15 protein-coding genes are annotated in these 13,645 nt (G+C 67.4%); 7 read left to right on the top strand and 8 right to left on the bottom strand.

Annotated features, from left to right (window positions below):
• The first annotated feature begins 25 nt into the window (after positions 1-25).
• On the top strand, positions 26-820 hold the full coding sequence (locus NI1_RS02275; protein WP_067813558.1) for a hypothetical protein: 795 nt from the start codon (positions 26-28) through the stop codon (positions 818-820).
• On the opposite strand, the gene NI1_RS02270 is transcribed toward NI1_RS02275, so the two are convergent.
• On the bottom strand, positions 783-1,835 hold the full coding sequence (locus tag NI1_RS02270) for a serine/threonine protein phosphatase (RefSeq protein ID WP_067813556.1): 1,053 nt from the start codon (positions 1,833-1,835) through the stop codon (positions 783-785). The genes NI1_RS02275 and NI1_RS02270 overlap by 38 nt on opposite strands.
• A gap of 47 nt (positions 1,836-1,882) precedes the next feature.
• On the opposite strand from NI1_RS02270, the gene NI1_RS02265 reads away from it, so the two are divergent.
• Positions 1,883-2,419 carry an N-acetyltransferase gene (locus NI1_RS02265; RefSeq protein ID WP_067813554.1) on the top strand — a complete coding sequence of 179 codons (537 nt, stop codon included), beginning with the start codon at positions 1,883-1,885 and terminating at the stop codon, positions 2,417-2,419.
• Positions 2,420-2,845: 426 nt separating this feature from the next.
• On the opposite strand, the gene NI1_RS02260 is transcribed toward NI1_RS02265, so the two are convergent.
• From NI1_RS02260 to NI1_RS02250, 3 genes are all read right to left on the bottom strand, one after another.
• Complete coding sequence (locus NI1_RS02260) at positions 2,846-3,436, bottom strand: DUF4291 domain-containing protein (RefSeq protein WP_067813552.1); 591 nt, start codon at positions 3,434-3,436, stop codon at positions 2,846-2,848.
• 127 nt (positions 3,437-3,563) lie between these two features.
• Positions 3,564-3,926: a hypothetical protein gene (locus tag NI1_RS02255; protein ID WP_067813550.1), complete on the bottom strand. Its 363-nt coding sequence runs from the start codon at positions 3,924-3,926 to the stop codon at positions 3,564-3,566.
• 127 nt (positions 3,927-4,053) lie between these two features.
• A complete protein-coding gene (locus tag NI1_RS02250) occupies positions 4,054-4,506 on the bottom strand; it encodes a DUF6194 family protein (RefSeq protein ID WP_067813548.1) in 453 nt (150 codons plus the stop codon).
• A gap of 63 nt (positions 4,507-4,569) precedes the next feature.
• Between NI1_RS02250 and NI1_RS02245 the strand changes: the two genes are divergently transcribed.
• Entirely contained in the window at positions 4,570-5,304 is a 735-nt protein-coding gene (locus tag NI1_RS02245) for a MerR family transcriptional regulator (RefSeq protein WP_067813546.1), read from the top strand.
• On the opposite strand, the gene NI1_RS02240 is transcribed toward NI1_RS02245, so the two are convergent.
• Positions 5,276-6,226, bottom strand: coding sequence for a hypothetical protein (locus tag NI1_RS02240; RefSeq protein WP_245663028.1), 951 nt, complete (start codon positions 6,224-6,226; stop codon positions 5,276-5,278). The genes NI1_RS02245 and NI1_RS02240 overlap by 29 nt on opposite strands.
• Before the next feature lie 219 nt (positions 6,227-6,445).
• Between NI1_RS02240 and NI1_RS02235 the strand changes: the two genes are divergently transcribed.
• Positions 6,446-7,657 (top strand): MFS transporter, encoded by a 1,212-nt coding sequence (locus NI1_RS02235; protein ID WP_067815115.1) that lies wholly within the window; start codon positions 6,446-6,448, stop codon positions 7,655-7,657.
• A gap of 90 nt (positions 7,658-7,747) precedes the next feature.
• Positions 7,748-8,287, top strand: a complete 540-nt coding sequence (locus NI1_RS02230; RefSeq protein ID WP_067813544.1) for a GNAT family N-acetyltransferase — start codon at positions 7,748-7,750, stop codon at positions 8,285-8,287.
• Here the strand turns inward: NI1_RS02230 and NI1_RS02225 are convergent.
• The gene (locus NI1_RS02225) at positions 8,268-9,986 is read right to left on the bottom strand and encodes a TlrC/CarA/OleB/SrmB family ABC-F type ribosomal protection protein (protein ID WP_067813542.1); all 1,719 of its coding nucleotides are present in this window, start codon (positions 9,984-9,986) and stop codon (positions 8,268-8,270) included. The genes NI1_RS02230 and NI1_RS02225 overlap by 20 nt on opposite strands.
• A 320-nt stretch (positions 9,987-10,306) precedes the next feature.
• Here NI1_RS02225 and NI1_RS02220 point away from each other — a divergent pair, with 320 nt between their 5' ends.
• Positions 10,307-10,798 carry a GbsR/MarR family transcriptional regulator gene (locus tag NI1_RS02220; RefSeq protein WP_067813540.1) on the top strand — a complete coding sequence of 164 codons (492 nt, stop codon included), beginning with the start codon at positions 10,307-10,309 and terminating at the stop codon, positions 10,796-10,798.
• Positions 10,799-10,802: 4 nt separating this feature from the next.
• Here the strand turns inward: NI1_RS02220 and NI1_RS02215 are convergent, their stop codons facing one another.
• Together NI1_RS02215 and zapE are read right to left on the bottom strand one after the other, a co-directional pair.
• Positions 10,803-11,609, bottom strand: a complete 807-nt coding sequence (locus NI1_RS02215) for a tyrosine-protein phosphatase (RefSeq protein WP_245663027.1) — start codon at positions 11,607-11,609, stop codon at positions 10,803-10,805.
• 186 nt (positions 11,610-11,795) lie between these two features.
• Positions 11,796-12,824: a cell division protein ZapE gene (gene zapE / locus NI1_RS02210; RefSeq protein WP_067813535.1), complete on the bottom strand. Its 1,029-nt coding sequence runs from the start codon at positions 12,822-12,824 to the stop codon at positions 11,796-11,798.
• 35 nt (positions 12,825-12,859) lie between these two features.
• On the opposite strand from zapE, the gene NI1_RS02205 reads away from it, so the two are divergent.
• Positions 12,860-13,633, top strand: a complete 774-nt coding sequence (locus NI1_RS02205) for a pyrimidine reductase family protein (protein ID WP_067813533.1) — start codon at positions 12,860-12,862, stop codon at positions 13,631-13,633.
• Positions 13,634-13,645: the final 12 nt, after the last annotated feature.

Here is a 13,645-nt window from a genome sequence, read left to right as displayed (position 1 = left end):
GTTCGCCGGATCGAGGGATGGGTTCATGGCCGTTCTGCGCACTTGTGCGGCGTTGACCGCGGTGCCTGCGCTGGTGGTGTTGGGGACCGGGAACGCTGCTGCCGAGGCGGCCGGATCGCCGGTTGCCGCAGGGGATTCCAACTCGTTGCGGGTCGGTTCCGAGACGGTGCAGTTGCCCGGGGGGATCGATCCTGGGCTGAGGGAACAGGCGCAAGCCTATTTGGATGGGGTGCAGGGGCGGATCGCCACCACCTTCGACAATATGGGGTTCTCTCGCAACGAATCCGATCGGCGTAATGCCGCTACGGTGGCCGGCGGAATCATCGGGGCCGCGGTCGGGAAGGTCGTGGTGTTCCCGCTGGAGATCGTGGGGTGCGGGGTCGGGGCGGTGGCGGGGGCGATCGCGGGCGGGGTCATCGGCGCGCTGCCCACCGTCGGAGCGGGGGCTCCGGTCGGTGCGGCGGTGGGCGGAGTGGCGGGCTGCCTGCTCGGTGGGCTGGCGGTCGCCATCCCGGTGGATGTGGCGGGGCTGGTCGGCGGGGCGGTCATCGGCGGGGCCGCCGGCGGGGCGCTGGGGGCGGGCGGAGGTCCGGTCGATGCGGCGTTACCCATCGTGAACACCCTTGCTGGTCAATCCGATTCGACGACACCCGAGCCGGTTGCCGCTGATGCCATCGCCGCGGTCAGCACCGAAGCCGACGCGGCGGTCACCTCGCTGCGCACCGCGATCGACGCGATGCCGCCCCTCACCCCCAATGCGCTCGGGCCGCTCACTCAGCCCGTCAATGATCTCCTCGGGGCCGTGCAGGCGGCCTTATGAGCGCTCCGGCAGGGTTATCCGGGTACTCCGCGTGGATATCGCCGCCGAACATCTTCCAGTAGAAGGCGTTCATCTTCGCGGCAGCAGGCGCATGCCGAGTCAGGATGGCGGCCACCTCCGGCGGCACGTCTGCCGGGATATGACCAGCGGCACAATGGTTTACGTACTCGTTGCGGGCAACGTAACTGGCCATGTCCGGGGTCGGCACTCCGCAGACATCGGTCACCAGCCAGTTGACCAGACGCATCGCGGCATAGTCGGCGTCATGCATGGCGTGCCGCTCGACGAAATCCCGTTCGGCAGTCGACAGTTCGAAGCGCGTCGAAGTCGCAAGCCCGAAGTCGCACAGATACATCCGCCGACCATCACTGCGCAGATTGCCGAAATGGCCATCCATATGCAGCAGCACACCGTCCCCGAGAAACGTCACAATTTCCGAAAACTGTTGCGCAACTATGTCAGCCTTGCCGATCGGATCCACACCCAACCATTCCGACATCGAAAGCGGAACGTACTCGCAGAACAGCACAAGACTCGACGATGCGGCAGCCAACGCATCGAGCCGAGCCCGCACAGCCGGACTCCCACCCAGAGCAGCCACCACCGCATCGATATCAGCGTGTTCATCCGCGACCGGCGAACGGCCAGGCAGCACCCGCCAGTGATAAAGCAAAGGAAACGCCTGCACCCGCCCCGCCAAAACTCCTTCGGTAACAACAACATTCGCGGCCAGCTCCCGCCACGCATTGAAACTCGGCCCGCCGACCCCGTACTGACAGAACAGCGGCAGGTCATACAGGTTCGCGGTAGACCCCGGGTGAGCCAGCTCGAGATCGGTCAACGGAATGCGCTTGACGAACACCGGCACCCCACCCACCCCGAGAACCGCCGATCCCCCACCCACGCCCACATTCTCGCGCTGCCCCGCACCCACCAGCCGAGCAAGCTCAATCTCGCTGCGGGAAGCCAGAAGAGCCGACAGTCTCCGGTAGCGGTCGCGCCGGGCACCTGTCATCGCACGAGTCTGCCATCACCCGCGACGGACCACCTACGCTCGACTCCATGACACCGGAAGCGCGAGTTCTCGCCGAGGCGTTCATCGACGACCCCTTGATGGCGTACTTCTGGCCGGAGCCGAAGCGCCGCCAACGAGCGCTGCCGTTGTTCTGGCATTCTCGCGTCGAAGCCAGGCGACGCGCCGGGATCGTCGACACCGCATCAGACGGTGAAGGCGTGACGACCGTCCTGTTGTGGGAACGGCCAGGATGTTCCGTTCCAATGGCCGAGCCGGTCAGCTTGATCCGAGCGCTGGGGGCGGCCGCTCCACGTGCGCTCGCGGCCTCCCGCCGGATCGAGAGTTTGCGGCCCGCGACGCCACACCTGTACCTGGCGGTCGGGGCCGCTTTGCCGCGCGCACGCGGCAAAGGCGTGACCTCCCGGCTGGTCAGGGCCCGAATCGACGCTGCTGATATCGATGTCTTCGTGGTGGCGACGAACCCGGTCAGCGCCGCCATGGCCGAACATGCTGGATTCCATACGACGCAGGAACTGGTCCTCGAGAACGGAGCTACACTCCGGGGAATGTTGCGGCCCGCCTGAATTCGACGACGGCGCTCGATGGGCAGCGGCACTGTCCAACGAACGTCGACGACGGTGCCGGCCACTCGAAGCGAATTAAATGGGTGGCGGGCGGTGGCGGGTCTCGTTAGAGTGGGCGCCGCGACGCGGGGAAGTTCCTGGATCTATAGCTGGGGGCGGAGTTGAGTTCCCCGGCGTCGTCCAAAATCTTTCAGTGGGGGCGTCGAGGCGCTCGGGATTGCGTCCAGTTCGGCCTCCAGTTCGTCGAGGCGCAGATGAGTGTGCGGGCGGTGGCGGGGCACATGTCGGCGTGCACTGCCGGTTCGGGATCGGGCGGGCGGCGTTGTCGGCGGCTGCGTTGCTTGTCATTAATGGCATCGAATTCGGCGTGGAGTGGGGTCGAGCTACTGCTCCAGGGCCGGTGGATTGACTGCCCTGGAATGGGTTTCATGCCGCGCCTATCCGTTTTGCCAATGGTTCGGGGAGTGGGTACTGCTTTTCCGGGGGAAGAAGGTTCTTCGCGCGGTCGATCCGGCCCTCGCGCAGGTGGCGGGAGATGGTGTGGGTCAGTGGGGTGAGGTCGCGGATTTCCACGGTCCAGTCGTCGACGTAGCGTTCGATGATGTTGCGGGACAGGCCGATTTGGATGCTGCGGTGGTCTAGCTTCGCGCCGCGGATCGAGTACTCCGGATCCCATTGCACGTGGACGGGGGTGATGGCGAACTGCTTCTTCCATTGCGCGGCATCGGAATAGACGCGGCGTTCGGGGCTGGTGAGGACCGCATGGGAGAGCGCTTCCTCCCATCCGGTGCGGGTGATGCGGACGGCGAGAATGCGCTCCTGGCCGGGTTTTCGGGCCCAGTTGCTGCGATGCATCAGCCATCGGTAGGAAGGCTTGATCCAGGTCATGCGGTTGAGGGAGAAGGGGTCCACGAAACGCTGGGCGGTGACCGCGGCGGTGGCGATGGCCGCGTTGAAGGCTTGGTAGACGACGATGGTTTCGCGGTCGAAATCGGCGCGGATCTCGTACTGATTCATAACGCGGGCAACGGTAGTGGCGCGGCGGCATCGCCATCAACGCGTTTTCCGGCGGTGTAGCACCGGATGACGGAGGGGCCGGTGGGGTGATCGACCCCACCGGCCCCTCCCGAAAACGTATGGGGCGCTACGGGTTGTAGATCTCCACATAGGCGTTGGTGGCTACTGCGAAGACGCCGGGGCCCATGCCGGTGCAGGCCGCTGTGATGTTCTGGCCCGAGGGGGTGAAGGGGTAGCTGAGGACCTTGTAGGGGCCGATGGCGTACATGGGGAAGGGGCCGCTGGCGTAGAGGCCGACGCAGTCGAGGTGGAGGACGTAGTTGGAGCCGCCGTCGGGGGCGCAGGTGGCGGTGGCGTCGAAGACGCCCCGGGAGACGGTGCAGTCTTGCGGGGCGGCTTGGGCGGTGCCCGGAGCGGCGACGGCCGCGAAACCCAATCCCGAGATGCTCATGGCTGCGACGCTTGCGGCGATACCCAGTGACTTGCTCATGAAGCTCCTTCGGTTCGAAATGCGTGCCGGGTCGGCCGGCCTGATGGCTGGATGACCTGAACTTAGGAATCGAAACGTTCGGAGGGGTATCGGACGGCGGACCTATCTTGCTACAAACCGACGGGGATCAAGCGCGGTTGTAGCGGCTGCGGGCCTGGTCGTGGGCGGTGCGGAGGAGGTCGCGGAGAAGGGCGTCGGTGCGCGGGCCGGGGTTTACGACGGCCAGCCAGCCTGCGGCGGCATAGGTCGGGTGGGGGTGGAGGGCGTCGGGTTCGCTCGGGTCGCCGGGGGTGGATTCGCGGGGTGAGTGGCCCATCGCGGTGGTGAAAGCGGACTTTCCGGCGTGGATGTTCAGGCGGAAGGCGCCGGGGCGGTTCAGGCCGGAGGCGGTGTCGCCGGGGTAGTCCTTGGTGATGATGGTGGCGAAGGGCTGGGTTCGGGCGGGGACCTGGCCGTCGGGGGCGTAGTAGAAGAAGACGTCGCCCCAGGCGATTTCGGGGGAACCGTCCCCGGGGGCCGGGCGGAGCGTGTGGACGCCGCCGAGGGCTTCGAGGTAGCCGATGATCTCTTCGATGCTCATGAGTTCAAGAGTTACATTGAAGTGCTTGTGGAGACTTCCGGACCGATAAGGCCAGGTGAGTGTGTGGGAAGTCGCAACTGTGCGGAGCTGCGGACGGCCGATGTCGCTCGGCTGTCGGGATACTCGGTGCAGCAGATCCGCAATCTCGAGCGGGACGGCGTATTGCCGCCGGCGCAGCGCACCGGCTCCGGGTACCGGACCTATGGGGACGCGCACGTGCGGGCGGCTCGGGCTTATCGGGACCTGGCGGCGGGGGCCGGGCCGGTGGATGCGAAGCGGATCATGCGGGCGGCGCATGTAAAGCCGGTATCGGGATTGCTCGCGCTGATCGATGCCGCGCATGCCCGGCTCGACGACGAACGGCGGGACGTCGGGATCGCCGTGGCGGCGGTGCGGGCGATCTCGGCGGAGACCATCGGCGAGGTGCGGCCGCAGGATTCGATGAGCATCACCGAATTGGCGGATGCGCTGGGGGTGCGCACTTCGACCCTGCGGCATTGGGACGCAATGGAACTCGTGACACCCGACCGTGCCGCCGCCCGCTCGGCGCGCAGCTATACGCCCGCTCGGGTGCGGGAGGCGCGCATCGTGCATCAGCTCCGGCGCGCCGGATACGGGATCACCGCCCTGCGGATTCTCATGCCGGAACTGCGCGCAGCGCGTGACAAGGACAGCGCGCTGGCCGCCCTCGGCACCCGTGCGGCCGGCATCGAGACACGCTCGCTCGCGTTGCTCTCCGCCGGCGGTGAATTGGCCGGGCTGCTCAGGCTCAGCGCAGCAGCAACCCCGCGGCAATGAAGGTGACGATCACCAGCAGCGCGAACCAGGAGATCAACTGCCAGTGCATGATCGCGGCCTGCTGACCGCGCACGGTCAGGCGCAGGGTGGCGTCCACGCGGTCGTGATCGGCCAGCCGGCGGCGCATCTGGGCGATATCGTCCGCCTGATCCTCGGCCGACTGCTCGGCGCGTTCCAGCCGGTGTGTCATGCGCAGCAATTGCTTGGACTTGTCGCGGGTGGTCTTGCGGGCCAGCGCGAGAGCGGTGCGCTGGTTCATGAGCTCCTGGCGCTGCCGTGCGATGACGGCCGCCTGGGTGCGGGTGTGACGTTCCCAATCGGTCACCGTCGCCCAACCTCCCGTGTGTTCGTCGCGGAAACCGTACGCCAGCTCCTCCGCGGCCCAGCCGATAATGAATTCGCGCAGTTCCAGGCTGCCTTCCCGGGCGGTCACGACACCGCCGGGACCGGCCGTCAGCAGGCCGCCCACCACACGGTATTCGCACGCCTCCGGCGCGAAATCCACCACGGCCAGCGCGGGCAGCTGCGAGGTCCAGAACCCGGGCGGGCAGATCCAAAGTACTTCGGTACAACCGTTGTTACGCAATTGCGCGGTGAGGTCGCGGGCGCGCGCCAATTCCGGTGCGGCACTGGTCACTTGGATGGCGCAGACGCGATCACCCTTGCGCCACAACAGATCCGAAGTGTACGGTCCGACGTCGATATCGACCTGGGCGTCCACCACGCCGGCCGCCAGCAGCCGGCCGCGCAGCCAGTATTTGAAGGCCAGCACATCCCAGCGGCAATCCGGGCAGCCCGGCTCGCGACAGCAGTCACCGGGCGCGTGGCCGCGCGAATCCGCCACCACCGCCGCTCGATTCGGACTCGGATCGGCGAGAGCCACCGACTGCCCGCGCGGAACTTCCACTCGCCTCGTGCTCACACGATCACCGCCCCAGCCACTTCACCATGGGCCGCCTCCGATGACTCCGGAAACCACCACGCCCACGCATTACTTCCAGAGTGCCGCAGCACCCAGGGAACTATGCATGAAAGCAGCAAGATTCGTTACCCGATCGCGAGCGGTACGTAATCAAGGCCGGGGCGGTTTGTAATGGTGGCCCGAGATGCCGGGCCGCATTGGCGCGGCTACCCTTTCGGGATGCTCGACGCGCAAGCCCCGAACCCGCAGCTCCGCGCGGCGCGCGCCGCCAACTCGGTGGCGTTCGCCCTGCAAGGCTTCTTCCTGGCCGTGGTCCTCACCGAACTGCCGCAGCAGAAGGACGAATTCGGGCTCACCGACACGCTGATCGTGGTAGCGGTGGCGGTGATCTCGCTGCTGGCGGGCGCGGGCAGCCTCACCGCGGAGCGGATCGCTTTGCGCTGGTCGAGCCGGACCGCGCTGCGGATCGGACTGGGATTGATCGCGGCGGCGGGCGTGGGAATCGCGTTCGCGCCCAACCAAGCCGCGCTGTACGCGGGACTCGCGGTGTACGGCGTGGCGGTCGGTATCGTCGACGCGGGGACGAACATGCAGGCCGTATTCATTCAACACGGCTATGGCAGGTTCGTGCTGTCGTCGTTCTACGCGGCGTGGAGTGCCGGGTCGATTGCCGGGGCGCTGTTCGTGTCCGCGCTCGAAGCCGTGGATGCGGCGCTGTGGGCGTCGATTCTGGCTGCGGCGGCCGTGGTCGCGATCGGGGCTTTCGCGGCCGGACCGCGACTGCTGGGCTCGGATGAGGCGGAAGCTTCACCCGCGGAAGCGGAACCGGCCGGGGCGGTGCCAACCAAGATCTTCCTGGTATTCGGTGTGGTGATCGCGCTGGCGTTCGCCATCGACCTCGCGGTGGGGAACTGGTCGGCGCTGTATCTCAAGGACGAACTGCTCTCCTCTTCTTGGATGGCGGCCCTCGCGCTCGCCGCATATCAAGGCGCATCGCTGATCGGGCGGCTCAGTGGCGACCTGTGGGTGCGGCGGTTCGGGCCGCGCCTGGTGGTGCGCGTGGCCGCCGTGGTCGGATCGCTCGGCATCGCCCTGGTGGTGGGCGCGCCCGGTCCGGTGGCGGCCATCATCGGGTTCGGTATCGCCGGTATCGGGCTGCCGATCATCGCACCGCTGTGCTTCAGCGAGGCCGGGCAATTGACCAGCGGGCGTGGGCTGGATGCGCTCATCGCGCGGCTCAACCTGTTCAATTACGCGGGCACCCTGGTCGGTGGCGCGGTGGTGGGGGCGGTCGCCGATGCGGCGAATATGCGTGCGGGGTTTGCCATTCCCCTCGCCTTCGCGGTGATCCTGATCGGGTTCGCGCGGATCTTCCACAACCGGGCCGGGGCGGCGGAGATCGCACCACGATCCAGCGCCGAACTCGCCTGAGGCCGCCAGGCCTCCCCCGTTGTTCCGGCGAGCGGTGGCGTCGGCGGGATGACGGGCGGGCGCGGCGGAGGATCTGCTTGACTGGGTCGAGTGAGCCAACTTCCCGTCACCGTCGAACGGGCCGAGCCGCATGACGCGGCGGCCCTGAGCGAAGTCGCCGCCGCTACGTTTCCGCTGGCCTGCCCGTCGTGGATGCCGCCCGAGGACAGTGCGGCGTTCATCGCGAAGACGCTGTCCAAGGAGCGGTTCGAGGAGTATCTCGCCGATCCGGGGCGGACGGTGCTGAAGGCCGTCGCGGACGGGGAGATCGTCGGGTACGCGCTGCTGGTCGCCGGGGAACCAGCTGATCCCGCTGTCGCGGCGGTGATCACACCGCGTCCGGTGACCGAGCTCAGCAAGATGTACGTGCTGCCCGGACACCACGGGAACGGGGTGTCCGGGTCGCTCATGCGGGCCGCCCTGGAGCAGGCGCGGCAGGCCGGGAGTGCCGGAGTGTGGCTGGGCGTGAATCAGGAGAACGCTCGCGCCCAGCGGTACTACGGCAAACACGGTTTCGATGTGGTCGGCACCAAGACCTTCCTGGTCGGTTCCCGGCTCTGCGAGGACTACGTCATGCAGCGGGAGTTCTGAGCGCTCCGGTGGATTCGATTCGGCCGTCCCGCAATTCGAGGTGGCGGCCCTGGAAACGCGCCCGCATGCGGCGGTCGTGGGTGACCAGGATCACCGCGCCCGGATAGTTTTCCAGAGCCTGCTCGAGGTCCTCCACCAAGGCCGGAGACAGGTGGTTGGTGGGTTCGTCGAGCAGCAGCAGGTCGGCGGGATCGGTTACCAGCCTTGCCAATTCGATGCGGCGGCGTTGCCCGTAGGAGAGTTCACCGATTCGGAGCGACAGCTCCGCCGGGCGGAACAGCCCCAGGGCGAGCAGCGCCTCGGCGTGCTCATCCGGATAGCCGACCTTGCCGGAGGCGAAGGCTTCCAGCACGGTAAGCGTTGCCGGCCAAGGTGATTCCTCCTGACGTAGATGACCGACCCGGCCGCGTACCGTGACCGTGCCCGCATGCGGGCCGAGTTCGCCGGACAGCAATTTGAGCAAGGTCGTCTTGCCCGCACCGTTCGGCCCTGTCACCAGCAGCCGGTCGGATGTGCCCACCCGCAGCGCGTCGAGCCGCAGGCGGGAATCGACGGTGACGGCGGACAGCTCCGCGATCGGCTCCGCTTCAGCGGCGAACCCCGTGACCATTGCCGCATCCGAGTCCGCATCGGATGTTGCGGCGGGTCTGGTCACCGGAATCGAAACCCCGAAGCGCAGCGGATCCGCCGGTGGCGCAACGGGTTCGGCGGTCAAACGCGCCACCCGCTCCTTGGCATTGCGGATCCGGCCCATCGCCCCGTGGTCGCGGCCGCGCGCCCGGAACGGCCCGGCCGCGAACACCGCCAGGGGCAGCTTGCGCGGAATCGCGTCCAGCCGGGCCACATTCGACTCGGCGAGACGCTTGCTACGGGCCAGTTCGGCCCGCCAGCGCTCGAATTCCATTTGCTGCCTGCGGCGTTCGGCGGCCTTGGCGGTCAGGTAGCCCGCGTAGCCGTTGCCGTGCCGGGAGACCCGGCCGTCCGCCACTTCCAGCACGATCGAGGTGATCCGGTCCAGGAACACCCGATCGTGAGTGACCGCGACGACGGTGCCGCGATGCGAACGCAGTTGGCGTTCCAGCCATTCGACCGCGGTGTCGTCGAGGTCGTTGGTGGGCTCGTCGAGCAGTAGCAGTTCGGGGGCGGAGGCCAGCACGCCCGCGAGGGCCAGGCGGCGGCGTTCACCACCGGAGAGCGTGGCAAGAGTGCGGGTGCGGTCCAGTCCCGGCAGGCCCAGGCCGTGCAGCGCGGCCTCCACCCGCGCCTCGGCCTGATATCCGCCCCGGGCCTCGAAGCGTTCGAGCAGGCGGTCGTAGACGGCGAGCCGGGAAGCCAGCGGACCGGGTGCGACCAGTGCCTGTTCGGCTTCGCGCAACTGGAGCTCCAGCTCGCGAATGTCCTTCAGCGCCAAGTCGATCGCATCCGCGACGGTGGCGGCCGGTGGCAATTCCAAGGTTTGGGCCAGGTAGCCGATACCGTCCGGGAACCGCACGATCAACTCGCCGTTGTCGGGCCGGTCCTGCCCCGCGATCAGGCGGAGCAGGGTGGATTTGCCGGAGCCGTTGTCGCCGACGACGCCGACCTTCTCCCCCGGCCGGATGGACAGCGAGACCGCATCGAGCACGATGCGCTCGTCGAAACGCCGGGTGACCTCGGCGAGGGTGAGCTGGGAGACGGTGGTGGGCGGGAGGGTAAGCAAGGGAGCCTCCTGTTCTCGGCATGCCGGAACGCAAGGATTCGCGGCCGCTGCCGGATGGATGGGGAGTCCACGCGAAAGACACACGCCGACAGGCGGTTTGCGTGGGATGACGGATCGACGCGGAGCAAAGCTCAACGCGGCGACCGGATTACATCAACAAAGTTCCCATGAGGTTTACGAAGTTATCCCGCGTGCGAGGGGGCGTCAACCGCAATTCACGTCACAATCGGCGATTGACATGTTCTGCATATTCAGTTCATGCTGAACAGATCGCACCTACGTTCGCGCTCGCCGATGGGCGAGGAAGGAATACTTCAGCCATGACCGGCGCAATCCCCGAGCAGCCCGCGCCCACCGACGCCCAACTGGCTTTCGTGGAGGATTTCGCGCTCGTCCTGGAACGAATGGGCCTGGTGCGCATGGTCGGTCGCGCGGTGGGGTGGCTGCTGGTCTGCGATCCGCCGCAGCAGACGTTCAATCAGATCGCCGCAGCCTTGCAGGCATCCAAAGGATCCATCTCCAGCGCATTGAAGACGCTCACCACCATGCACTGGGTGGACAAGACCACCCGGCCCGGCGATCGGCGCGACTACTACTCGGTGCGGGCCGGCATCCTGCCCGAGCTCACCAAGCGGCAGAGCGGCATGTACGACAGCCTCACCGAGATGACCTCGCGCGGGCTGGCACTGTTCGACGATCCGAACGGCGAGGACGCCGCCCGGGTGCGCGATATGCACGAATTCTTCGTGTGGATGGGCAAGGAACTGCCCGCGCTGCTCGACCGTTGGGAGGCCGAGCAGCGCGCGAAATAGGCGCTCAGGAAAGCAGTTTCGCCCGCAACGCAGTGATGTCCGCGTCGGTCAGCTTCAGGCCCTCGCGGACATAGCTGTCGAAGCTGCCGTAGCTCTTGGTGGCCTGATCGAAGGCGGCGTCCAGGGCCGAGGAGACCACGCCGTTCATGGCGTCGCCGTCCTTGGCGTCACGGTAGTAGTTGGAGAGCATGAAGTCGTAGTAGACGGTGTCCTTATCGACTCCGAGAATGCTCAGCAATACCGCCGAGGTCCAGCCGGTGCGGTCCTTGCCCGCGGTGCAGTGGAACAGCACCGCGCCGTCGTTGTGGGCGATATCGCGCAGCACCGATGCGAACGCCTCGTTCGCGCCGGGAGCGGTGATGAAGGCGCGGTAGAGGTCGCTGCCCGCGGACAGGGTCGATGCCATGACCTGCGGCGGGGCCTGGCCGATCACGTCATCGTGGAAGGCGGTGGCGCCGGCCGGGATCTTGTCCTGGCCCATCAGCTGCTGCTCGTAGGAGGTGCGCAGATCGTGCACCGAGCGGATGTGCTTGGCGGTCAGCGCGGCCAGATCGGATTCGGTGGCCTTGCTCAATTCGCCGGTGCGGTAGACCGATCCGGTGCGGACGGTGTGACCGTCGACGGTGCGGTAACCACCGGCGTCGCGGGCGTTCACCACGCCCTGCAAGGCCAGCGCGCGACCGTCGGTGTTCACCAGCACGCCGCTGGTGGCGGCGGGCGGCTCGGCGGCGAAAACCAGCGCGGGGGACGCACCGAAGGACAGGGCGGCGGCCATGACCACCGAGGCCCCGAGCATGCGGGGTCGAATCACGCGAACTCCCTTCAACAAATGCCCGGCGGGGTGCGCCGGGCAGACGCCCCGCGACGATCACGGAACGCGAAACTCGGTTCCCCCCTTACGTCATTCCGGCGTGCTTGTGGCCGGAATCCACACGGTGCGGTGTGGATCCCGGCTGAGAGCCTGCCGGGATGACGAGTGCAGTTATGACGGTCGTGCTCAGGAAGCGGTGGCCGCCGGGACCTCGAAGCGGGACAGGGCCAGCAGGCGGGAGATGGCGCGCAGGTACTTCTTCTTGTAGCCGCCGTCCAGCATTTCCTGGGTGAAGATCTGATCCAGCTTCGCGCCCGAGACGGTGACCGGGGTGCCGGCGTCGTAGAGGCGGTCGGCCAGCACCACCACGCGCAGGGCCGCGACCTGATCGGGGACGGTGTGCAGGCCCGAGATGTAGACCGCGGAGACGCCGTTGATGAGCGCGCCGTAGCGGGACGGATGCAGGGTGCCCAGATGCTTCAGCAGCTCGTCGAAATCGTCGAGCGTGGAATCCGGTGTGGCGGCGGCCTTCTCGACCAGCAGCTCGGGCGCGGTCGGCTCCGGGGCGGGCGGCAGGTCACGGTGGCGGTAGTCGGGGCCGTCGACGCGGATGGTCTCGAACAGCGAACCCAGCTTCTTGATCTCGCGCAGGAAGTCCTGCGCGGCGAAGCGGCCCTCGCCCAGCTGACCGGGCAGGGTGTTGGAGGTGGCCACGATGGAGACGCCGCGCGCGGTCAGTTCGGTGAGCAGCCGCGAGACCAGCATGGTGTCGCCCGGATCGTCGAGCTCGAATTCGTCGATGCACAGCACACTGTTGGACGAGAGCCGCTCGACGGCATTGTTGAAGCCCAGCGCGCCCACCAGATTGGTGACCTCGCCGAAGGTGCCGAAGGTCTTGGGACCGGGCACGGCGTGGAAGATCGAGGCCAGCAGGTGGGTCTTGCCCACACCGAAGCCACCGTCCAGATACAGGCCGATACCCGAAACCGGCTTCTTCTTACCGAAGAGGCCCTTCTTGTCCGCGGCCTTGCGCAGCTTGGCGACCTGGTGCGCGAACTCCTCGGCCTTCTTCACCGCGGCAGCCTGGGTGGGCTCCTTGGGATCCGGGATGTACGAAGCGAAGCTCACCTCGTCGAAGGTGGGCGGGGGAACCATCTGGGCCACCAGCTGGTCAGCCGGAACCTCCGGGTGGCGATCGACGAGGCGTTGTTGCACCCGAACAGCCTAGAGACGTGGTGTAGTGGCTTCTCATGCAGCGTATGCCAATTGCGACCCAGCTCACAGATCTCGGCCACGACGATCTGGTGCGGCTGTACGCCTACCCCACCACGCTGTCCGCGCCCTGGATCCGGATCAACTTCGTGACCAGCATCGACGGGGCCGTCAGCATCGACGGGCGGTCGGGCGGATTGGGGACTCCCGCGGACAAGACGGTGTTCCGATTACTGCGCGATCTGGCCGATGTGGTGCTGGTCGGAGCCGGAACCGCGCGCGCGGAGAACTACGGGGCGGCGCACACCGATCAGCACTTGCGAACCCGGCTGTACCACCACGGTTTCGGCGGTGACCCCGACGGCGCGCCCCCGCGCATCGCGGTGGTGACGGCCAGCGGGGCGCTCGATCCCGAAAGCCGGTTGTTCACCGATACCGGAGCCCGGCCGATCATCATCACCACCGCCGCCGCGCCCGCCGAACGCAAACGGATACTGACCGACGCCGGGGCCGAAGTGGTCGAAGCGGGCGAGACCTCCTGCACCGTCACCGCCATCCGCGACGCCCTCGCCGCACGCGGTCTGCGCCGGGTGCTGTGCGAAGGCGGGCCCGCGCTCTTCGGCGAACTGCTCACCGCGCACGCCGTCGACGAACTCTGCCTCACCACCTCCCCGCTGCTGGTCGGCGGCACCGAACGGCGAATCGCGGTGTCCCCCAACGCCGCGCCCACCCCCATGAACTGCCGCCATCTGCTCGTCGACGCCGACGGCACCGTGCTCACCCGATGGGAACGCGCCCACACCCAGAGCTGAAACCGCTTGCCG

The organism is Nocardia inohanensis NBRC 100128 (assembly GCF_001612945.1).
Classification (GTDB): Bacteria; Actinomycetota; Actinomycetes; order Mycobacteriales; family Mycobacteriaceae; genus Nocardia; species Nocardia inohanensis.
The sequence above is the reverse complement of the archived record's forward strand: the minus strand, read 5'-3'. Positions and strand labels throughout refer to the sequence as shown.

Coding starts and splice junctions, on each gene's coding strand:
- NI1_RS02275 (WP_067813558.1), top strand. CDS start 26: ATGGCCGTTCTGCGCACTTGTGCGGCGTTGACCGCGGTGCCTGCGCTG.
- NI1_RS02270 (WP_067813556.1), bottom strand. CDS start 1,835: ATGACAGGTGCCCGGCGCGACCGCTACCGGAGACTGTCGGCTCTTCTG.
- NI1_RS02265 (WP_067813554.1), top strand. CDS start 1,883: ATGACACCGGAAGCGCGAGTTCTCGCCGAGGCGTTCATCGACGACCCC.
- NI1_RS02260 (WP_067813552.1), bottom strand. CDS start 3,436: ATGAATCAGTACGAGATCCGCGCCGATTTCGACCGCGAAACCATCGTC.
- NI1_RS02255 (WP_067813550.1), bottom strand. CDS start 3,926: ATGAGCAAGTCACTGGGTATCGCCGCAAGCGTCGCAGCCATGAGCATC.
- NI1_RS02250 (WP_067813548.1), bottom strand. CDS start 4,506: ATGAGCATCGAAGAGATCATCGGCTACCTCGAAGCCCTCGGCGGCGTC.
- NI1_RS02235 (WP_067815115.1), top strand. CDS start 6,446: ATGCTCGACGCGCAAGCCCCGAACCCGCAGCTCCGCGCGGCGCGCGCC.
- NI1_RS02220 (WP_067813540.1), top strand. CDS start 10,307: ATGACCGGCGCAATCCCCGAGCAGCCCGCGCCCACCGACGCCCAACTG.
- NI1_RS02205 (WP_067813533.1), top strand. CDS start 12,860: ATGCAGCGTATGCCAATTGCGACCCAGCTCACAGATCTCGGCCACGAC.